This window comes from Pantoea sp. XAF26B01_ASV70 (assembly GCF_054512635.1).
Genome location: NZ_CM137251.1, coordinates 1,038,904 through 1,059,952, shown reverse-complemented (window position 1 = coordinate 1,059,952; position 21,049 = coordinate 1,038,904). Strand labels below are relative to the sequence as shown.

Annotated in this window: 12 protein-coding genes, 2 tRNA genes, 3 rRNA genes, 1 pseudogene and 1 other annotated feature; of the genes and pseudogenes, 8 read left to right on the top strand and 10 right to left on the bottom strand. The window is 54.2% G+C overall.

The window, feature by feature from the left end; translation table 11 throughout:
• The first annotated feature begins 3 nt into the window (after positions 1–3).
• The 4 genes and pseudogenes from ACX8ZY_RS05140 to ACX8ZY_RS05125 all read left to right on the top strand — a co-directional run bounded on the left by ACX8ZY_RS05140 (position 4) and on the right by ACX8ZY_RS05125 (position 5,283).
• Positions 4–681, top strand: coding sequence for a tRNA-uridine aminocarboxypropyltransferase (locus ACX8ZY_RS05140; RefSeq protein WP_421665253.1), 678 nt, complete (start codon positions 4–6; stop codon positions 679–681).
• Between the two features lie 138 nt (positions 682–819).
• The gene (locus ACX8ZY_RS05135; protein WP_124890284.1) at positions 820–3,477 is read left to right on the top strand and encodes a bifunctional acetate--CoA ligase family protein/GNAT family N-acetyltransferase; all 2,658 of its coding nucleotides are present in this window, start codon (positions 820–822) and stop codon (positions 3,475–3,477) included.
• Positions 3,478–3,594: 117 nt separating this feature from the next.
• Positions 3,595–4,950, top strand: coding sequence for a CDP-diacylglycerol--serine O-phosphatidyltransferase (pssA, locus tag ACX8ZY_RS05130; protein ID WP_029519515.1), 1,356 nt, complete (start codon positions 3,595–3,597; stop codon positions 4,948–4,950).
• A gap of 26 nt (positions 4,951–4,976) precedes the next feature.
• Positions 4,977–5,283: pseudogene (locus ACX8ZY_RS05125) on the top strand (YfiM family lipoprotein).
• A 9-nt stretch (positions 5,284–5,292) separates the two neighbouring features.
• Here ACX8ZY_RS05125 and ACX8ZY_RS05120 read toward each other — a convergent pair.
• The 9 genes from ACX8ZY_RS05120 to rluD all read right to left on the bottom strand — a co-directional run bounded on the left by ACX8ZY_RS05120 (position 5,293) and on the right by rluD (position 16,976).
• Positions 5,293–6,582 (bottom strand): MFS family transporter, encoded by a 1,290-nt coding sequence (locus tag ACX8ZY_RS05120; protein WP_010257813.1) that lies wholly within the window; start codon positions 6,580–6,582, stop codon positions 5,293–5,295.
• Between the two features lie 277 nt (positions 6,583–6,859).
• Positions 6,860–6,975, bottom strand: a 5S ribosomal RNA gene (rrf, locus tag ACX8ZY_RS05115).
• 91 nt (positions 6,976–7,066) lie between these two features.
• Positions 7,067–9,975: ribosomal RNA gene (locus ACX8ZY_RS05110) — 23S ribosomal RNA — on the bottom strand.
• Between the two features lie 209 nt (positions 9,976–10,184).
• Positions 10,185–10,260 (bottom strand) — tRNA-Ala (locus ACX8ZY_RS05105).
• Positions 10,261–10,406: 146 nt separating this feature from the next.
• Positions 10,407–10,483, bottom strand: a tRNA-Ile gene (locus ACX8ZY_RS05100).
• A gap of 74 nt (positions 10,484–10,557) precedes the next feature.
• Positions 10,558–12,099: ribosomal RNA gene (locus ACX8ZY_RS05095) — 16S ribosomal RNA — on the bottom strand.
• Together the 16S, 23S and 5S rRNA genes with 2 tRNA genes alongside form the textbook arrangement of a ribosomal RNA operon.
• Before the next feature lie 472 nt (positions 12,100–12,571).
• The gene (gene clpB, locus ACX8ZY_RS05090) at positions 12,572–15,157 is read right to left on the bottom strand and encodes an ATP-dependent chaperone ClpB (RefSeq protein WP_029519628.1); all 2,586 of its coding nucleotides are present in this window, start codon (positions 15,155–15,157) and stop codon (positions 12,572–12,574) included.
• 113 nt (positions 15,158–15,270) lie between these two features.
• Positions 15,271–15,999: a purine nucleoside phosphorylase YfiH gene (gene yfiH / locus ACX8ZY_RS05085; protein ID WP_425021283.1), complete on the bottom strand. Its 729-nt coding sequence runs from the start codon at positions 15,997–15,999 to the stop codon at positions 15,271–15,273.
• Positions 15,999–16,976 carry a 23S rRNA pseudouridine(1911/1915/1917) synthase RluD gene (gene rluD, locus ACX8ZY_RS05080; protein WP_010248442.1) on the bottom strand — a complete coding sequence of 326 codons (978 nt, stop codon included), beginning with the start codon at positions 16,974–16,976 and terminating at the stop codon, positions 15,999–16,001. The genes yfiH and rluD overlap by 1 nt, the downstream gene beginning before the upstream one ends.
• 129 nt (positions 16,977–17,105) lie before the next feature.
• Here rluD and bamD point away from each other — a divergent pair, with 129 nt between their 5' ends.
• The 4 genes from bamD (at position 17,106) to pheA (ending at position 19,866) form a co-directional block, all read left to right on the top strand.
• On the top strand, positions 17,106–17,837 hold the full coding sequence (gene bamD / locus ACX8ZY_RS05075) for an outer membrane protein assembly factor BamD (RefSeq protein ID WP_010248444.1): 732 nt from the start codon (positions 17,106–17,108) through the stop codon (positions 17,835–17,837).
• A gap of 281 nt (positions 17,838–18,118) precedes the next feature.
• Positions 18,119–18,454, top strand: coding sequence for a ribosome-associated translation inhibitor RaiA (gene raiA / locus ACX8ZY_RS05070; RefSeq protein ID WP_003849030.1), 336 nt, complete (start codon positions 18,119–18,121; stop codon positions 18,452–18,454).
• 101 nt (positions 18,455–18,555) lie between these two features.
• Positions 18,556–18,680: a sequence feature (Phe leader region), on the top strand.
• Positions 18,557–18,604 (top strand): pheA operon leader peptide PheL, encoded by a 48-nt coding sequence (pheL, locus tag ACX8ZY_RS05065; protein WP_193555295.1) that lies wholly within the window; start codon positions 18,557–18,559, stop codon positions 18,602–18,604. Its footprint overlaps the feature before it by 48 nt.
• 22 nt (positions 18,681–18,702) lie before the next feature.
• On the top strand, positions 18,703–19,866 hold the full coding sequence (gene pheA, locus ACX8ZY_RS05060) for a bifunctional chorismate mutase/prephenate dehydratase (RefSeq protein ID WP_010248448.1): 1,164 nt from the start codon (positions 18,703–18,705) through the stop codon (positions 19,864–19,866).
• A 56-nt stretch (positions 19,867–19,922) separates the two neighbouring features.
• Here the strand turns inward: pheA and tyrA are convergent, their stop codons facing one another.
• A complete protein-coding gene (tyrA, locus tag ACX8ZY_RS05055) occupies positions 19,923–21,044 on the bottom strand; it encodes a bifunctional chorismate mutase/prephenate dehydrogenase (protein ID WP_033758683.1) in 1,122 nt (373 codons plus the stop codon).
• Between the last annotated feature and the right edge of the window lie 5 nt (positions 21,045–21,049).

Here is a 21,049-nt window from a genome sequence, read left to right as displayed (position 1 = left end):
CTCATGTCTGATAATGCTGTTTTGCGCTTGCGCACCCAACGCCTGGCCCGATCCACCCGTCCTTTCCTCGCGCGCGGGAATCGGGTCATCCGCTGTCAGGGCTGCCTGCTGCCAGAGATCAACTGTCTCTGCAGTCAGATTGTGCCGCAGTCCGCCCGTAGCCGCTTCTGCCTGGTGATGTTCGATACCGAGCCGATGAAGCCGAGCAACACCGGTCGGCTGATTGCCGATATTCTGCCGGATACCCAGGCTTTTGGCTGGTCACGCACCGAGCCGGATCCGCTGCTGCTGGCGGCGGTGCGCAATCCCGATTATCAGCCGCTGGTGGTTTTCCCGGCATCCTATGCCGACCCCGGTCGCGAAGTGCTGACAACGCCGCCCGCCAGTGGCAAGCCGCCGCTGTTTATTATGCTGGATGGCACCTGGACCGAAGCCCGCAAAATGTTCCGTAAAAGCCCCTGGCTCGACGCCCTGCCGGTGATGTCGCTGGAGGTCAGCACCCCGTCGCGCTATACGCTGCGTGAAGCCCACGGCGCAGGTCAGCACTGCACTGCTGAAGTGGCCGCGGCGCTGCTGGCGCAGGCGGGCGATCAGCTGGCGGCTGAGGCATTATCTCACCATTTTGATCAGTTCCGCGCAGCCTACCTGGCAGGGAAACCGCACCACGCCGGACAGGCTTAATCGCCCAGTCACCTCCTGGCGGGAGCGTCCCTGCGGTGACAGAGATTAAAATCGGAATGCGCAGCCTGCGATCTGCCCGGAAGCACTGCCAGCAAAAAGCGTTTACAATCACGCAAATCCCGAACTCTGGAGAGCGAGATGAGCCAACGCGGACTGGAAGCGCTGTTACGACCTAAATCAATTGCGGTGATTGGTGCCTCGGTCACGCCAGGGCGCGCCGGATACTTTATGATGCGTAACCTGCTGGCGGGCGGTTTTAGCGGCCCGGTGTTGCCGGTGACGCCGAAATATAAAGCGGTCAGCGGCGTACTGGCCTGGCCCACCATCGACAGCTTACCTTTCGCGCCAGACCTGGCAGTGATCTGCACCCACTCAAAACGTAACCTCGAACTGCTGCAACAGCTCGGGGAGAAAGGCTGCAAAGCCTGCATTATCCTCTCTGCGCCCGCCAGCCAGTCGGCCGAACTCAAAGCCTGCGCCAGCCAGTGGCAGATACGTCTGCTGGGCCCGAACAGTCTTGGACTGCTGGCCCCCTGGCAGGGATTGAATGCCAGCTTCTCGCCAGTGCCGATAGAGAAAGGCCGTATCGCATTTATCTCCCAGTCCGCCGCCGTATCCAACACCATTCTCGATTGGGCGCAGCAGCGTAATCTCGGATTCTCCTGGTTTATCGCGCTGGGTGACAGTCTGGATACCGATGTCGATGATCTGCTCGACTTCCTGGCTCGCGACGGTAAAACCAGCGCTATCCTGCTTTATCTTGAGCACCTCAGCGATGCGCGTCGTTTTGTTTCTGCCTCACGCAGCGCCTCCCGTAATAAACCGATTCTGGTGATCAAGAGTGGTCGCAGCCGGGAAGCACAGGCGCTGCTGGGCACCCACAGCGGTCTGGACGCCGCCTGGGATGCAGCCATTCAGCGTGCCGGGTTACTGCGGGTGCAGGATACCCATGAGCTCTTCTCCGCCGTCGAGTCGCTGAGTCATATGCGGCCGCTGCGTGGCGACAGGCTGATGATCATCAGTAATGGTGCTGCCCCCGCCGCGCTGGCGCTGGATGAGCTCTATGCCCGCAACGGGAAACTGGCGCAGCTCAGCGAGCAGACGATTCAGCAGCTCGAGGCGCTGTTGCCCGCTGGCGCAGGCCGCGGCAACCCGCTGGATTTAAAAGATGACGCCACAGCAGAACGTTATGCCGCCTGCACAGAGATCCTGCTCGACAGCCATGAACTTGATGCATTGATGATTATTCATGCGCCAAGCGCGGTCGCGCCCGCGACTGAAACGGCCGGACATCTGATCGACACCATCGCCCGTCACCCGCGCGGTAAGCTGGTGACGCTACTGACCAACTGGAGCGGCGAGTTCTCTTCACAAGCCGCGCGCCGAGCCTTTACGCAGGCGGGGATACCGACCTGGCGCACGCCAGAGGGAACGGTGACCGCTTTTATGCATCAGGTTGAGTACCGCCGTAACCAGAAGCAGCTGCGCGAAACCCCTGCCCTGCCCGCCACCCTGAACCTGGACAGCGCTCATGCACACCAGCTGCTGTCACAGGCGCTGGAGCGCGGTGTTACTGCGCTGGATACCCATGAAGTGCAGCCGGTACTGCAGGCTTACGGCCTGGCCACGCTGCCGACCTGGATCGCCAGCGACAGTAAGGCGGCAGTGGCCATTGCCGATCAGATTGGCTATCCGGTGGCGCTAAAATTGCGTTCACCCGATATCGCGCATAAATCGGAGGTGCAGGGCGTGATGCTCTACCTGCGTAATGCCAGCGAAGTGGAGCATGCCGCTGAGGCCATTTTTGATCGGGTAAAACAGACGTTGCCGCAGGCACGTATCGAAGGGCTGCTGGTTCAGAGCATGGCGAGTCGTGCAGGCGCACAGGAGCTGCGGGTCGTGGTCGAACAGGATGCCCTGTTTGGCCCGATCATTATGCTGGGGGAAGGCGGCGTTGAATGGCAGGCCGATAAACAGGCTGCCGTTGCCCTTCCCCCGCTGAATATGACGCTGGCACGCTATCTGGTGATTCAGGCGATCAAGAGCGGAAAAATCCGCAGCCGCAGCGCGCTGAATCCGCTGGATATCCCCGGTTTAAGCCAGCTGCTGGTGCAGGTCTCTAACCTGGTGGTGGATTGCCCGGAGATCCAGCGACTGGATATTCATCCGCTGCTGGCGGCGGGCAATGATTTTACCCTGCTGGATGTCACCCTGACGCTGGCTCCGTTCCACGGCGATAACGAAGCACGGCTGGCAATACGTCCTTATCCTCAGCATCTGGAAGAGCAGGTAGAGTTAAAGGATGGGCAATTCTGCCTGTTCCGGCCCATTTTGCCAGAGGATGAACCCCTGCTGCGCGATTTCATCAGTCAGGTCACCAAAGAAGATCTTTACTACCGTTACTTCAGTGAAATCAGTGAGTTTACTCATGATGACCTCGCCAACATGACCCAGATCGATTATGACCGCGAGATGGCGATTGTGGCGGTACGTCAGCATCAGGGACGCCCCGAGATCATCGGCGTCACCCGCGCTATCTCTGATGCAGATAACATTGATGCGGAGTTTTCGGTGCTGGTCCGTTCCGACCTGAAAGGCTTAGGGATGGGCCGTCGTCTGCTGGAAAAGATGATCCGCTACACCCGGCATCACGGCTTGCAACAATTGAACGGTATCACCATGCCCCATAACCGCGGCATGATTACGCTGGCACGAAAGCTCAATTTTCATGTTGATATTCAACTGGATGACGGTATTGTCAGCCTGAAATTGTCTTTACAGAATGAGATCAACTAACCTTGTAGAGAAAGGTAAAAAACGTTCGAATCGGCGGAGTTGATGTTATTATTTATGGTTATAACCCTGATTTGATGGCAAAAGGCCATGCAATGAACAGAGAAGAAGTGCACTGTGATGTTGTCTAAATTTAAACGTAACAAACACCAACAACACCTCGCACAGCTGCCGAAACTGTCACAATCCGTTGCGGATGTGTCGACACTTTACTCGCCTGCCGAATTTCGCCAGACGTTGCTGGAGAAGATTGCGGCAGCGCAGACTCGCATCTGTATTGTTGCGCTCTATCTGGAAAATGATGACGCCGGACGTGCCGTCATGGATGCGCTTTATAGTGCGAAGCAGGCGCGGCCGGAGCTGGATATTTCGATTCTGGTTGACTGGCACCGTGCGCAGCGTGGGCGAATTGGCGCAGCGCGAGGCGTAACCAATGCCGACTGGTATTGCGAAATGGCAACACGTTATCCGGATATCGCCATCCCGGTTTATGGTATCCCGGTCAATACCCGTGAAGCGCTGGGCGTGCTCCACCTTAAAGGGTTCATTATTGATGACATGCTGCTCTACAGCGGCGCCAGCATCAATGATGTCTACCTGCATCAGCATGATAAGTATCGCTATGACCGTTATCAGGTTATCCGTAATTCCCAGCTGACCGATACGATGTATGACTGGATCACGCTCAATCTGAAGTCAGCAGAGGCGGTAAACCGACTCGATTTTGCTGAGCGCCCCTCAAGTCCTGAAATTAAAAATGAGACACGCCAGTTCCGTCAGGACCTGCGCGGTTTCAATTATCAGTTTGAAGGGAATGCCGGCAACGATGAACTGACGGTCACGCCGCTGGTCGGTCTGGGTAAGCATAGCCTGCTCAATAAAACCATTTTCCACCTGATGCCCTGTGCGGAACAGAAGCTGATCATCTGTACCCCCTACTTCAACATGCCCGCCTTGCTGGTACGTAATATCATTCATCTTCTGCGTCAGGGAAAACAGGTTGAGATCATCGTCGGCGATAAAACAGCCAATGACTTCTATATTGCGCCCGATCAGCCGTTCAAAATCATCGGCGCACTGCCTTACCTGTATGAAATCAATCTGCGTCGCTTTATGAGCCGTTTGCACTACTACGTTACGACCGATCAGCTGGTCGTGAGACTGTGGAAGGATGGCGAGAACAGTTATCACCTTAAAGGAATGTGGGTTGATGACGAATGGCAGCTGATTACCGGTAATAACCTCAATCCACGTGCCTGGCGGCTCGATCTGGAAAATGCGGTGCTGATCCACGATCCTCATCAGGAGTTAGCGGCTCAGCGTGAGAAGGAGCTGACGTTAATCCGGCAGAACACGACGGTAGTGACGCATTTCCGTGAGCTTGAAAGTATTGCTGATTACCCGGCCAAGGTGCGCAAGCTGATTCGCCGTCTGCGCCGGATACGTATCGATCGCCTGATCAGCCGGATTCTTTAATCACTGCGGTCAATAAGGCATCTGCTATGCGAAGTGTGCTGCTTGCTGGGCTGTTGTGTAGTGGATGCGCCCATATGGCGGAAGATCAGTAGACCGGACGAGATAAAGCGGAGCATTTTGTCGCCTCTGCAGTCCTGGCCACAGCAGGCAGTGAATATGAGCAGCGCCAGCACCATTCTGACCGGCAAAGCCAGACTGTTTTCATTAACGCCTGGGGCGGGAAAAGAGTGGTATGACAGCCGCCCGAATGGCAGCGGCTGGAGCTGGAAAGATTTCGCCTGGGATGCCGCCGGTGCTGCCAGCGGCATTGCCCTGTGGAATCTGAGTCAGTAGCCTTCTCTGTTAAAGCTTAATCCCCTTACCGCGCTTGTGCAGCAACAGCGACACCAGAAATGCCACCGCGCCCATCGCTGAAACATACCAGAAGAAAGTCGTCTCAATCCCCTGCTGCTTCATCAGCAACGCAACATACTCTGCCGACCCACCAAAGATCGCATTCGCTACTGCGTAAGATAGCCCTACACCCAGTGCGCGTACCTGTGGCGGAAACATTTCTGCTTTAAGGATGCCACTGATGGCGGTGTAGAAGCTGGTAATCAGCAGCGCCAGCATGATCAACAGGAAAGCCACACCAGGGCTCTGCACGTTTTGCAACAGCGTCAGAATGGGGACCGTACAGATGGCCGCGCCCGCGCCAAAAATCATCATTGAGGTGCGACGACCGATTTTATCTGACAGAGCACCAATAATCGGCTGAATCAGCATAAAGACCAGCAGCGCACCGGTCATCAGGCCGCTGGCGGTTTTAGGATCCATACCTGACGTATTAACCAGATACTTCTGCATGTAGGTAGTGAAGGTGTAAAAACTCAGGGAGCCGCCTGCGGTGAAACCCAGCACCATCAGGAAGGGACGAGTATGATTGCGCAGTAACCCGATTACGCTACCCGCATCGCGATGTTCGCGGCTCGTCTTATCTGAGGTCTCTTCCAGTGAGCGTCGTAACCATAATGCGACAACGGCGAGGAGTGCGCCGAGGAAGAACGGAATACGCCAGCCCCAGCTTCGCAGTTCTGCATCCGTCAGCAGAAATTGCAGGACCACGACGGTGAGTACCGCCGCTAACTGGCCACCAATCAGCGTGACATACTGGAATGAGGCGTAGAATCCTTTACGTCCTTCCAGAGCCACTTCGCTCATGTAGGTTGCACTAGTCCCATATTCTCCGCCCACCGATAATCCCTGAAACATACGCGCCAGCAGCAGAATGACGGGCGCAGCCACGCCGATCGTTGCGTAACCGGGTAAGCAGGCGATCACCAGCGAACCAAAACACATCATGCAGACCGAAACCAGCATCGAATTTTTTCGGCCATGTTTATCGCCGATATAGCCGAATAGCCAGCCGCCAATCGGACGCATTAAAAATCCTGCCGCAAAAACGCCCGCTGTTTGTAACAACTGAGTCGTGGTATCGCCCTGCGGAAAGAAAATGTGGGCAAAATAGAGTGAGAAGAAGGAGTAAACGTAGAAGTCGAACCACTCAACCAGGTTACCTGATGACGCGCCGACGATAGCCCAGATACGTTTCTTTGTATCATCCGTCTGAGTTTTATTATTTGTGGGTGCCATGCCTTACCTCTGTTCCTTGCTGATCAACAGCGTTTAAAGGAGTGAGTAAAGCATTTAAGTCTACTGGAGGTAAAGGCGGCGTAATCCGAGATTATTATTGTGAGCCATGTCGCTAATTATCGAAAAATCAGCGGGTTGCTGGTCATTCAGAAGTGAAAAATGGGTAGTTAAGGGTGACATACCGCATGCCTGCAGGTCACGTTTTCAGCTTAACGTGGCAAAGTGCAGACGTAAAAAAGCCCCGCACTTCCGTGCGGGGCTTCTTCACTTATTTAATGCCTGGCAGTTCCCTACTCTCGCATGGGGAGACCCCACACTACCATCGGCGCTACGGCGTTTCACTTCTGAGTTCGGCATGGGGTCAGGTGGGACCACCGCGCTAAAGCCGCCAGGCAAATTCTGTCTCCGCGCCGCCCGTAAGGCCGCGCAGATATATCCGGTACAGGCTGAAAATTGTGTCTCTCAAAAACGCCTCTGGCGTTGTAAGGTTAAGCCTCACGGGTCATTAGTACCGGTTAGCTCAACGCATCGCTGCGCTTACACACCCGGCCTATCAACGTCGTAGTCTTCAACGTCCCTTCAGGACTCTCAAGGAGTCAGGGAGAACTCATCTCGGGGCAAGTTTCGTGCTTAGATGCTTTCAGCACTTATCTTTTCCGCACTTAGCTACCGGGCAATGCCATTGGCATGACAACCCGAACACCAGTGGTGCGTTCACTCCGGTCCTCTCGTACTAGGAGCAACCCCCCTCAATTCTCCAGCGCCCACGGCAGATAGGGACCGAACTGTCTCACGACGTTCTAAACCCAGCTCGCGTACCACTTTAAACGGCGAACAGCCGTACCCTTGGGACCTACTTCAGCCCCAGGATGTGATGAGCCGACATCGAGGTGCCAAACACCGCCGTCGATATGAACTCTTGGGCGGTATCAGCCTGTTATCCCCGGAGTACCTTTTATCCGTTGAGCGATGGCCCTTCCATTCAGAACCACCGGATCACTATGACCTGCTTTCGCACCTGCTCGAGCCGTCACTCTCGCAGTCAAGCCAGCTTATGCCATTGCACTAACCTCACGATGTCCGACCGTGATTAGCTGACCTTCGTGCTCCTCCGTTACTCTTTAGGAGGAGACCGCCCCAGTCAAACTACCCACCAGACACTGTCCGCAGCCCGGATTACGGGCCTACGTTAGAACATCAAACATTAAAGGGTGGTATTTCAAGGTTGGCTCCACGCAGACTGGCGTCCGCGCTTCAAAGCCTCCCACCTATCCTACACATCAAGGCTCAATGTTCAGTGTCAAGCTGTAGTAAAGGTTCACGGGGTCTTTCCGTCTTGCCGCGGGTACACTGCATCTTCACAGCGAGTTCAATTTCACTGAGTCTCGGGTGGAGACAGCCTGGCCATCATTACGCCATTCGTGCAGGTCGGAACTTACCCGACAAGGAATTTCGCTACCTTAGGACCGTTATAGTTACGGCCGCCGTTTACCGGGGCTTCGATCAAGAGCTTCTCCTTGCGGATAACCCCATCAATTAACCTTCCGGCACCGGGCAGGCGTCACACCGTATACGTCCACTTTCGTGTTTGCACAGTGCTGTGTTTTTAATAAACAGTTGCAGCCAGCTGGTATCTTCGACTGGCTTCGGCTCGGGGAGCTAGTCCCTCCACCTACGCGCCAGCGTGCCTTCTCCCGAAGTTACGGCACCATTTTGCCTAGTTCCTTCACCCGAGTTCTCTCAAGCGCCTTGGTATTCTCTACCTGACCACCTGTGTCGGTTTGGGGTACGATTCTGTGTTACCTGATGCTTAGAGGCTTTTCCTGGAAGCTGGGCATTTATCACTTCAGCACCGTAGTGCCTCGTCGTCACGCCTCAGCGTTAACAAGCGTCCGGATTTACCTGGACACTCCGCCTACACGCTTAAACCGGGACAACCGTCGCCCGGCTGATATAGCCTTCTCCGTCCCCCCTTCGCAGTAACACCGAGTACAGGAATATTAACCTGTTTCCCATCGACTACGCCTTTCGGCCTCGCCTTAGGGGTCGACTCACCCTGCTCCGATTAACGTTGAACAGGAACCCTTGGTCTTCCGGCGAGCGGGCTTTTCACCCGCTTTATCGTTACTTATGTCAGCATTCGCACTTCTGATACCTCCAGCATGCCTCACAGCACACCTTCGACGGCTTACAGAACGCTCCCCTACCCAACAACACATAGTGTCGCTGCCGCAGCTTCGGTGCATGGTTTAGCCCCGTTACATCTTCCGCGCAGGCCGACTCGACCAGTGAGCTATTACGCTTTCTTTAAATGATGGCTGCTTCTAAGCCAACATCCTGGCTGTCTGTGCCTTCCCACATCGTTTCCCACTTAACCATGACTTTGGGACCTTAGCTGGCGGTCTGGGTTGTTTCCCTCTTCACGACGGACGTTAGCACCCGCCGTGTGTCTCCCGTGATAACATTCTTCGGTATTCGCAGTTTGCATCGGGTTGGTAAGCCGGGATGGCCCCCTAGCCGAAACAGTGCTCTACCCCCGAAGATGAGTTCACGAGGCGCTACCTAAATAGCTTTCGGGGAGAACCAGCTATCTCCCGGTTTGATTGGCCTTTCACCCCCAGCCACAGGTCATCCGCTAATTTTTCAACATTAGTCGGTTCGGTCCTCCAGTTAGTGTTACCCAACCTTCAACCTGCCCATGGCTAGATCACCGGGTTTCGGGTCTATACCCTGCAACTTAACGCCCAGTTAAGACTCGGTTTCCCTGCGGCTCCCCTATACGGTTAACCTTGCTACAGAATATAAGTCGCTGACCCATTATACAAAAGGTACGCAGTCACCCTGATAAATCAAGGCTCCCACTGCTTGTACGTACACGGTTTCAGGTTCTGTTTCACTCCCCTCGCCGGGGTTCTTTTCGCCTTTCCCTCACGGTACTGGTTCACTATCGGTCAGTCAGGAGTATTTAGCCTTGGAGGATGGTCCCCCCATATTCAGACAGGATACCACGTGTCCCGCCTTACTCATCGAGCTCACAGCATGTGTGTTTTTGTGTACGGGAGTATCACCCTGTACCCTGCGACTTTCCAGACGCTTCCACTAACACACAAGCTGATTCAGGCTCTGGGCTGCTCCCCGTTCGCTCGCCGCTACTGGGGGAATCTCGGTTGATTTCTTTTCCTCGGGGTACTTAGATGTTTCAGTTCCCCCGGTTCGCCTTGCAGCACTATGTATTCATGCTGCAATGATGCACAGAGTGCACCGGGTTTCCCCATTCGGACATCGACGGCTGTAGCGGTTCATATCACCTTACCGTCGCTTTACGCAGATTAGCACGTCCTTCATCGCCTCTGACTGCCTGGGCATCCACCGTGTACGCTTAGTCGCTTAACCTCACAACCCACAGGCGTTTTACAACGCTGCGAATTGCAAGCATTTGAGAGACTCGAACGCATCGCGTTGCCATTCCTTATTACGGAGGAATGGCGCGCTGCGTCGTTTCAATTTTCAGCTTGTTCCGGATTGTTAAAGAGCATAATACGTCGCAGCACACCGTCGCCGGTATGCTCTGAGGTATTTCAGAAAAAAACAGATAAACGGTATGGTGGAGCTAAGCGGGATCGAACCGCTGACCTCCTGCGTGCAAGGCAGGCGCTCTCCCAGCTGAGCTATAGCCCCATACAGTTACTGCAGAGACCACTACTACCACTCAACCGAGTTACATTCTTCAGGAGAAGGATGTAATTTCTTTTCAGGCAAGGCATGCGGAAGGGACGTTTACTCAGGTAAACGACCGCGCGCATAACGCAGCATGAGAAGAAATTTGGTAGGCCTGAGTGGACTTGAACCACCGACCTCACCCTTATCAGGGGTGCGCTCTAACCACCTGAGCTACAAGCCTGTAGAGGTTTTTTCTGCTCGTTACTTTTTTATCAGACAATCTGTGTGGACACTGCGCGGGAAGGTATCTTCAGGTAAGGAGGTGATCCAACCGCAGGTTCCCCTACGGTTACCTTGTTACGACTTCACCCCAGTCATGAATCACAAAGTGGTAAGCGCCCTCCCGAAGGTTAAGCTACCTACTTCTTTTGCAACCCACTCCCATGGTGTGACGGGCGGTGTGTACAAGGCCCGGGAACGTATTCACCGTGGCATTCTGATCCACGATTACTAGCGATTCCGACTTCACGGAGTCGAGTTGCAGACTCCGATCCGGACTACGACGCACTTTGTGAGGTCCGCTTGCTCTCGCGAGGTCGCTTCTCTTTGTATGCGCCATTGTAGCACGTGTGTAGCCCTACTCGTAAGGGCCATGATGACTTGACGTCATCCCCACCTTCCTCCGGTTTATCACCGGCAGTCTCCTTTGAGTTCCCGACCGAATCGCTGGCAACAAAGGATAAGGGTTGCGCTCGTTGCGGGACTTAACCCAACATTTCACAACACGAGCTGACGACAGCCATGCAGCACCTGTCTCACGGTTCCCGAAGGCACTAAGGCATCTCTGCCAAATTCCGTGGATGTCAAGAGTAGGTAAGGTTCTTCGCGTTGCATCGAATTAAACCACATGCTCCACCGCTTGTGCGGGCCCCCGTCAATTCATTTGAGTTTTAACCTTGCGGCCGTACTCCCCAGGCGGTCGACTTAACGCGTTAGCTCCGGAAGCCACTCCTCAAGGGAACAACCTCCAAGTCGACATCGTTTACGGCGTGGACTACCAGGGTATCTAATCCTGTTTGCTCCCCACGCTTTCGCACCTGAGCGTCAGTCTTTGTCCAGGGGGCCGCCTTCGCCACCGGTATTCCTCCAGATCTCTACGCATTTCACCGCTACACCTGGAATTCTACCCCCCTCTACAAGACTCAAGCCTGCCAGTTTCAAATGCAGTTCCCAGGTTAAGCCCGGGGATTTCACATCTGACTTAACAGACCGCCTGCGTGCGCTTTACGCCCAGTAATTCCGATTAACGCTTGCACCCTCCGTATTACCGCGGCTGCTGGCACGGAGTTAGCCGGTGCTTCTTCTGCGGGTAACGTCAATCGACAGGGTTATTAACCCCATCGCCTTCCTCCCCGCTGAAAGTACTTTACAACCCGAAGGCCTTCTTCATACACGCGGCATGGCTGCATCAGGCTTGCGCCCATTGTGCAATATTCCCCACTGCTGCCTCCCGTAGGAGTCTGGACCGTGTCTCAGTTCCAGTGTGGCTGGTCATCCTCTCAGACCAGCTAGGGATCGTCGCCTAGGTGGGCCATTACCCCGCCTACTAGCTAATCCCATCTGGGTTCATCCGATAGTGAGAGGCCCGAAGGTCCCCCTCTTTGGTCTTGCGACGTTATGCGGTATTAGCCACCGTTTCCAGTGGTTATCCCCCTCTATCGGGCAGATCCCCAGACATTACTCACCCGTCCGCCACTCGTCACCCAAGGAGCAAGCTCCTCTGTGCTACCGTCCGACTTGCATGTGTTAGGCCTGCCGCCAGCGTTCAATCTGAGCCATGATCAAACTCTTCAATTTAAGTTTGATTTGCTTAAACAAGTTAAGCGGTGCTCATCTGTAAAACGTCATAATGAATTTCATTATGTGTTCACTCGTGAGGCTTGATATTTTCTTACGTCCGGAGACGCTGATATCAATCCTGCGAGTGCCCACACAGATTGTCTGATAAATTGTTAAAGAGCAGTGCGAACAGTGCGTTAGCGTCCTGTCGCGAGGTGGCGTATATTACGCTTTCCTCCTGCAGAGTCAACATCTATTTCAGAAGTTTTTCTCCGGCGGCGCAGTCTCCTGTGCCTTCTGACCCGTTTTCCGTTTCCGGTTTGCCGTGTCAGTGGAGGCGCATTATAGGGAACGGCTCAGATAGCGCAAGTGCAAATTGAGACTTTTTTACTGACCGTTCACTTTGCACTCAAAAGGAGTATTAAATAAGCAAAAATCCCTCAAAAGGGCAAAAAAAACGGGCCAGAGGCCCGTTTTTCATTCCACACCCTTACTGATGTGCAGTAATGATGTTGTTCTCCACATCCATTTCGATGGTTTTGCCTGGCACCAGCGAACCGGCAAGGATCTGCTGAGCCAGCGGGTTCTCGATCTGCTGCTGTATCGCACGTTTCAGCGGACGTGCACCGTAGACTGGATCATATCCGTTCTCCGCCAGCAGTTTGATCGCATCATCAGAGATGTGCAGCTGATAACCCCGTTCATCCAGACGTTTGTACAGCCGCTGCAGCTGAATCTGCGCAATGGACGCAATATGTTTCTCAGCCAGCGGATGGAACACCACCACCTCATCAATACGGTTGACGAACTCAGGACGGAAATGCTGTCCGACCACACCCATCACGATATCTTTCATTTCCGGGTAGCTGAGATTGCCGAACCGCTCCTGGATTAAATCTGATCCCAGGTTAGAGGTCATAATCACCACGCTGTTACGGAAATCGACCGTCCGGCCCTGCCCATCCGTCAGACGCCCATCATCCAGCACCTGCAGCAGAATGTTAAAGACATCAGGATGCGCTTTCTCTACTTCATCCAGCAGGATGACCGAATAAGGCCGACGGCGCACAGCTTCGGTCAGATAACCGCCCTCTTCATAGCCGACATAACCCGGAGGTGCACCCACCAGCCGTGATACTGAGTGTTTTTCCATAAATTCGGACATGTCGATACGAACCATCGCATCGTCACTGTCGAACAGGAAGTTAGCCAGCGCTTTACACAACTCCGTCTTACCGACCCCGGTTGGCCCCAGGAACAGGAAGGAACCGATAGGCCGGTTTGGATCAGAAAGGCCTGCGCGACTACGGCGAATAGCATTCGATACCGCCTCAACCGCTTCATCCTGTCCGATAACCCGGCCATGTAAGTCCTGCTCCATGCGCAGTAACTTATCGCGCTCACCTTCCATCATTCGTGCGACAGGGATACCGGTCCAGCGTGCCAGCACATCGGCAATCTCCACATCGGTTACCCGGTTACGCAGTAACTTCATGGTCTTGCCTTCCGCCTGAGTCGCTGCGGCTAACTGTTTTTCCAGTGCCGGAATTTTACCGTACTGCAGCTCTGACATCTGAGCGAGGTCACCCTGGCGACGTGCCTGCTCTAAATTCAGACGCGCCTGCTCAAGTTCCGCTTTGATGTTCTGCGTGCCGGACAGCGAGGCTTTCTCTGTCTTCCACTCATCTTCCAGCTCGGCGTATTCGCGCTCTTTCTGGTTGAGCTCGGTTTCCAGCATTTCAAGACGCTTGATACTGGCATCGTCCGCCTCTTTCTTCAGCGCCTGCTGCTCCAGCTTCAGCTGAATGATACGGCGCTCAAGGCGATCCAGTGACTCCGGCTTCGAGTCCATCTGCATACGAATGCTGGAAGCTGCCTCATCGATCAGGTCAATCGCTTTATCCGGCAGCTGCCGGTCAGCAATATAACGATGAGACAGGGTCGCCGCCGCGACAATCGCCGGGTCAGTGATTTGCACATGGTGATGCAGTTCATAACGCTCTTTCAGACCACGCAGAATGGCGATGGTATCTTCCACACTCGGCTCAGCCACAAAGACTTTCTGGAAACGACGCTCCAGCGCGGCATCTTTTTCAATGTACTGGCGATACTCATCAAGCGTAGTGGCACCCACACAGTGCAGTTCACCACGCGCCAGCGCAGGTTTAAGCATATTGCCGGCGTCCATCGCACCGTCCGCTTTACCGGCTCCCACCATGGTGTGCAGCTCGTCGATAAACAGAATGACGTTGCCTTCCTGTTTCGACAGGTCACTCAGTACGCCTTTCAGACGCTCTTCGAATTCACCGCGATATTTCGCCCCGGCCACCAGCGCACCCATATCCAGTGCCAGTACCCGACGTCCTTTCAGACCCTCAGGCACTTCACCATTGATGATGCGCTGCGCCAGCCCTTCGACAATCGCGGTTTTACCCACGCCAGGTTCACCAATCAGTACCGGGTTGTTTTTGGTACGGCGCTGCAGAACCTGGATGGTGCGGCGAATCTCTTCGTCACGACCGATGACCGGGTCGAGTTTGCCCTTCTCTGCCCGCTCGGTCAGGTCGATAGTGTATTTTTTTAAAGCCTGGCGCTGATCTTCAGCCCCCTGATCGTTCACGTTGTCTCCTCCCCGCATCTGTTCAATCGCACTGGTGATTTTTTCGCGCGTTGCGCCCGCTGCTTTGAGCAGATCGGCCAGTGAGCCCCGCGATTCCAGCGCGGCCAGAACAAATAATTCGGATGAAATAAAGTTATCGTTGCGCTTCTGCGCCAGCTTGTCGCACAGGTTTAATACCCGGACGAGGTCAGATGAGGGTTGTACATCGCCTTCGCTGCCTTCAACTTGTGGCAGGCGATCAATAGCCTGCTCAACCTGAGCGCGAAATGGCGTAACGTCGACACCGGCCGAAGTCAGTAAAGGTGAAACCGATCCGCCTTCCTGTTTGAGCAATGCGCTCATCAGATGCAGAGGTTCAATGAATTGATTGTCGTGTCCCAGAGCGAGGGACTGCGCGTCGGCGAGAGCCAGTTGAAATTTGTTAGTAAGACGATCCAGACGCATAATTCCTCCCATTACAGGTCAAAATGCTACTGGAGATTAAATGAGGTCATCCCTCAAAATTTCAAGGTTAATGACCTGAGATTTGAGTAAAAAATACGCTAACTGGACCGTCTTATGGCGTAAGGTTATAACAGCCAGATCAAAGTTGCCATACGCCCGGTGATCCCATCGCGGCGGAAAGAGAAGAAATCGTCGCGCTGCGTAAAGGTACAACGGCTGCTGGCGCTGACTGAATTCACGCCCGCTGCCTGTAGTCGCATCTGCGCCAGCAGGTCGATGTCGGCGTAAAAGCGGTCACCTGATGGACGGAAAGCCTGCACAGCCCTGGGATCCTGAGCCATAAAGGCCTGACGGACTTCTTCGCCGACCTCAAACGCATCAGGTCCGATTGCCGGTCCAAGCCAGGCATGAATCTGATCAGGTGGCGAACGAAACTGCGCCAGCGTATTTTCCAGTACACCCGCACAAAGTCCGCGCCAGCCTGCATGTGCCGCCGCCACTTCCGTGCCATCCTGCGAACAGAACAGGACCGGAAGACAGTCAGCGGTCATGATGGCGCAGACGACGCCGGGCTGATCGGTAATACAGGCATCAGCACGTAATGGCGTACTTCCCCCTGCAGTCAGACGCACAGCCTCAGTGCCATGAACCTGATCCAGCCACTGCGGCATGGCAGGCAAACCCGCCTCTTCCAACAGCAACTGCCGGTTACGCGCCACCGCATCCGGATTATCCCCCACATGCCCGCCAAGATTCAGTGCATCCCAGGGCGATGTGCTGATGCCGCCCTGTCGCTGCGTCGAGCAGGCCCGAACGCGTGACGGAGCGGGCCAATGAGGAGTAATCAGATTCATCACCAATTCAACTGGTCTTTAAATTCTTCAGTGTCTGCTTTTAACGCCGCGATTAAATCAACCATGTCCTGCGGAAGCGCAGCATGGAATTCCATTTCAATACCGCTGATGGGGTGATAGAGGCGCAACATCGTGGCGTGCAGTGCCTGACGATCGAAACCGCGCAGCGTAGTAATAAATGCCTCTGACGCGCCTTTTGGTGGACGCGGACGGCCACCGTAAAGCGGATCGCCCACCAGCGGATGGCTGATGTGAGACATATGCACACGGATCTGGTGAGTACGACCGGTTTCCAGACGCAGGCGCAGACGGGTATGGGCCCGGAAGTGCTCCATGATGCGGTAATGCGTGACCGCCGGTTTACCCATTGGGTGTACCGCCATGTGGGTGCGTTTGGTTGAGTGACGGCTGATAGGCTGCTCAACGGTGCCGCCCGCAGTCATGTTGCCAATCGCAACCGCTTCATATTCGCGGGTGATTTCGCGACGCTGCAGCGAGTCCACCAGATGCGTCTGAGCCGGAACGGTTTTCGCGACCACCATTAAACCGGTGGTGTCTTTATCCAGGCGGTGTACGATGCCCGCGCGCGGCACATCCATAATCGCCGGATAGTGATGAAGTAAGGCGTTTAATACCGTGCCATCCGGATTACCGGCGCCAGGGTGAACCACGAAGTCGCGTGGTTTGTTGATGACAATAATGTCTTCATCTTCATAAACGATGTCGAGTGGCAGATTCTGCGGTTCCCAGCGCTGCGCCTCCTCGATCTCAGCGTCAATCGCGACCAGCTCGCCGCCCAGCACTTTTTCTTTGGGTGTATCGACCATGACGCCGTTTACAGTAACGCGACGATCGAGGATCCACTCTTTTATGCGAGAACGTGAATAATCAGGGAACAATTCCGCCAAAGTCTGATCTAAGCGTTGTCCGAGTTGTGATTCGGATACCGTTGCGGTGAGTTGAACTTGTTGTGCCATATACAGCTTCTTCGTTAACGTTGGGTTTTCACGGCGATGCCGTTTAATATAATGTGCTATCGTACCTGGTCATTACCGGGAGCTATACGGACAGCTTCCGCCATAACATTTGAGGATAATCACTTCGTCATGACGCGTATGAAACATCTGGTGGCTGCTGCCACACTGAGCCTGGCACTTGTTGGTTGTTCCGGCTCAAATGACGCGGTACCGGACAGCCCGCCTTCTGAAATCTATGCTACAGCGCAGCAAAAGCTGCAGGACGGTAACTTTAAAGCTGCGATTAAGCAACTGGAAGCGCTGGATAATCGTTATCCGTTCGGTCCTTATTCGCAGCAGGTGCAGCTGGATTTAATCTACGCGTACTATAAAAATGCCGATCTGCCCCTGGCGCAGGCTGCCATTGCTCGCTTTATGCGTCTGAACCCCACGCATCCGAACATTGACTATGTCATCTATATGAAAGGTCTGACGGACATGGCGCTGGATGACTCCGCGCTGCAGGGCTTCTTTGGTATTGATCGTTCTGACCGCGATCCGACGCACGCTCGTGATGCTTTCCGCGACTTCTCTCAGCTGCTGCGGAGTTACCCGAACAGCCAGTATGCGGCTGATGCTCAGAAACGCCTGGTCTATCTGAAAGACCGTCTGGCTAAATATGAGCTGTCAGTGGCGCAATTCTATACTAAGCGTGAGGCTTATGTCGCGGTTGTTAACCGTGTCGAAGGTATGATGCGCGATTATCCGGATACGCAGGCAACACACGATGCCCTGCCGCTGATGGAGAATGCTTACCGCAATCTGCAGCTGAACGCTGAAGCCGATAAAGTGGCGAAAATCATTGCAGCTAACAAAAGCTGATAGTCAGACAGATTTCCAGCCATAAAAAAAGCAGCCTCTCAGGGCTGCTTTTTTTTGCTCACAGAACAGTCAGATTTGGATCTGTTCTCAGCGAGCTAACTCATCAAGCATGCCGTGTTAATCGTTTCGCTTCAAGCCATTTCGGCCAGTTTCTCTGCCTTTCTCACAGAATGTTGTGACTGACAAAAAGTGACATTTTTTCGTGATCGAAATCCCACATTGAACGCTTTTTCGCGCTATGCTGAGAAGACCAAGACGGAAATGACAGAGAGGTAAGAACGATGATTCTGAACATTACCAGTAAACAAATGGACATCACTCCGGCAATCCGAAGCCATGTTGAAGACCGTCTCGCCAAGCTCGAAAAATGGCAAACCGACCTGATTAATCCACATATTGTCCTTTCCAAAGAGCCCAAAGAATTCGTGGCTGACGCCACTATTAACACACCTAACGGGACTCTGGTGGCCAGCGCCAAGCACGATGATATGTATACCGCTATCAACGATTTGATTGCCAAGCTCGAGCGTCAGCTGAATAAAGTTCAGCACAAGTCTGAAGCACGCCGCGCCAGTGCCAGCGTGAAAGACATCATTCCCGCCGACGAAGAGTCCTGATTTTCTTAACGCTGTTTCTTAACGCGCCTCCGGGCGCGTTTTTTATTGACAGCTTTTAAGCAGTACGGTTACTCTCAGGTCACTCTCTTTTCGGACATTACCATGAAACCTGATCTGTTTTTCTTCGCTTTCTTTTTTACCTTCCCCTGAACGGGAGGCCATTCGTCGTGTGAAAATGAAAGCGAAGACGAACACCGAAGCCTCCCAACCGGGAGGCTTTTTTTTTGGATAGCATACAGGTGAGCCCTATGAATCCCGATAATCCATTGCTGGCGCTACGCGATAAAATCAGCGCCGTGGATAAAAAACTTCTGACGCTGCTGGCCGAGCGTCGTTTGCTGGCAGTGGAAGTTGCACAAGCGAAACTGGCGACGCATCGCCCGATTCGGGATGTGGAGCGCGAACGCGCGCTACTGGAGAATCTCATCGTACTGGGTAAGGCACACAACCTGGATGCGCACTACATCACCCGTCTGTTCCAGCTGGTAATTGAAGATTCCGTGCTGACTCAGCAAGCGCTGCTGCAAAAAAACCTCAACCATCCCCATGCGCATGCCGCCCGTATCGCCTTCCTGGGCCCGAAAGGCTCTTACTCGCATCTTGCAGCACGCAACTACGCGTCGCGCCATTTCGATAGCATGGTGGAATGTGGCTGCCTGAAGTTTCACGACATCATCAAACAGGTCGAAAATGGCGTGGCTGATTACGCCGTGATGCCGATTGAGAATACCAGTTCAGGCTCGATCAACGATGTCTACGATCTGCTGCAACAGACCAGCCTCTCAATCGTGGGCGAGCTGACATTGCCTATCGACCATTGCGTATTGGTGAATGGCCCCACCGATCTTCAGCAGATTGAGACGGTTTACAGCCATCCTCAACCGTTCCAGCAGTGCAGCCAGTTTATTAATCGTTTCCCGCACTGGAAAATCGAATACACCGAGAGTACCGCGGCAGCGATGGAGAAAGTGGCTGCGCTCAACTCACCTAAGGTGGCGGCGCTGGGCAGTGAGGCCGGCGGCGAACTCTATCAGTTGCAGGTGCTGGAACGTAATCTGGCGAATCAGCAGCAGAACCACACCCGCTTTATCGTGCTGGCCCGCAAAGCAATCGAGGTTTCTGACCAGGTGCCAGCGAAAACCACGCTGATTATGGCAACCGGCCAGCAGGCGGGTGCGCTGGTCGACGCGCTGCTGGTACTGCGTCAGCACAACCTGATTATGAGCAAGCTGGAGTCCCGCCCGATTAATGGTAATCCGTGGGAAGAGATGTTTTACATTGATGTGCAGGGCAACCTGCAATCAGAGCGGATGCAGCAGGCGCTGCAGGAATTACAGACCATGACCCGCTCTCTGAAGGTACTGGGCTGTTACCCCAGCGAAAATGTGGTTCCCGCTGAACCTGGCGAATAAAAAGAAGAAAAAAGGCATCCAACTGGATGCCTTTTTCATTGATGGATGGCTGTCATTTATGGGCGGCTGTCATTGGCCGATCGCAACAGGCTTCGGCTTTCGACCAGGAAGCGTTTTGCGTGATCGCCAAACCACTGTTCAACCCGGTTAAAGCTGGCGATAAACGCCTGCTTGTCGCCCTGCTCCAGCAGCGCAATCGCTTCACCAAACCGCTGGTAATAGCGTTTTATCAGCGCCAGATTACTCTCTGAAGACATGATGATATCCGCATAGAGTTGCGGATCCTGAGCGAACAACCGCCCCACCATCGCCAGTTCAAGCCGGTAAATGGGCGACGAGAGCGCCAGCAGCTGATCCAGATTGACGTTCTCTTCGGCTAAATGCAGACCATAAGCGAAGGTAGCAAAGTGACGCAGCGCCTGAATGAATGCCATGTTCTGGTCATGCTCAACAGCGCTGATACGATGCAGACGCGCACCCCAGACCTGAATCTGCTCCAGGAACCACTGATACGCTTCCGGTTGTCTTCCATCACACCAGACCACCACCTGTTTTGCCAGGCTGCCGCTGTCCGGGCCAAACATCGGATGCAGACCCAGCACAGGCCCGTTATGGGCAGCCAGCATTGCCTGCAGAGGCCGGTTTTTGACCGACGCCAGATCGACCAGAATACAATCTTCCGGCAGTGGTGGCAGTTGGGCAATCACCTGCTCGGTCAGGTGAATCGGCACGCTAATGATCACCATTCCGGCATCGCTGAGCAGAGTCTCAGCCTGAGGCCAGTCCTCTTTATCCAGCGTTTTAACCGTGTAGCCTGATAGCCCGAGCATTTTTTCAAACAGCCGGCCCATCTGGCCCTTACCACCGACAATCACCACCGGGCGCAGTTCAGGACAGAGGGTTTTAAAGCCTTTGTCATTCTCGCTGGTATAGGATTCCCGCATCACGCGACGCAGCACATCCTCAATCAGATCCGGTGGGACGCCGAGCGCTTCGGCCTCTTTACGACGGGAAGCCAGCATCGTCGCTTCACGCTCAGGCACATAAATAGGCAGGCCGTAACGGCTCTTCACTTCACCTACTTCGGCCACCAGTTCCAGTCGCTTAGCCAGCAGATCCAGCAACGCTTTATCAACACTGTCAATTTGATCGCGTAACGCGGTCAGTTCAGCCACCATTGCTC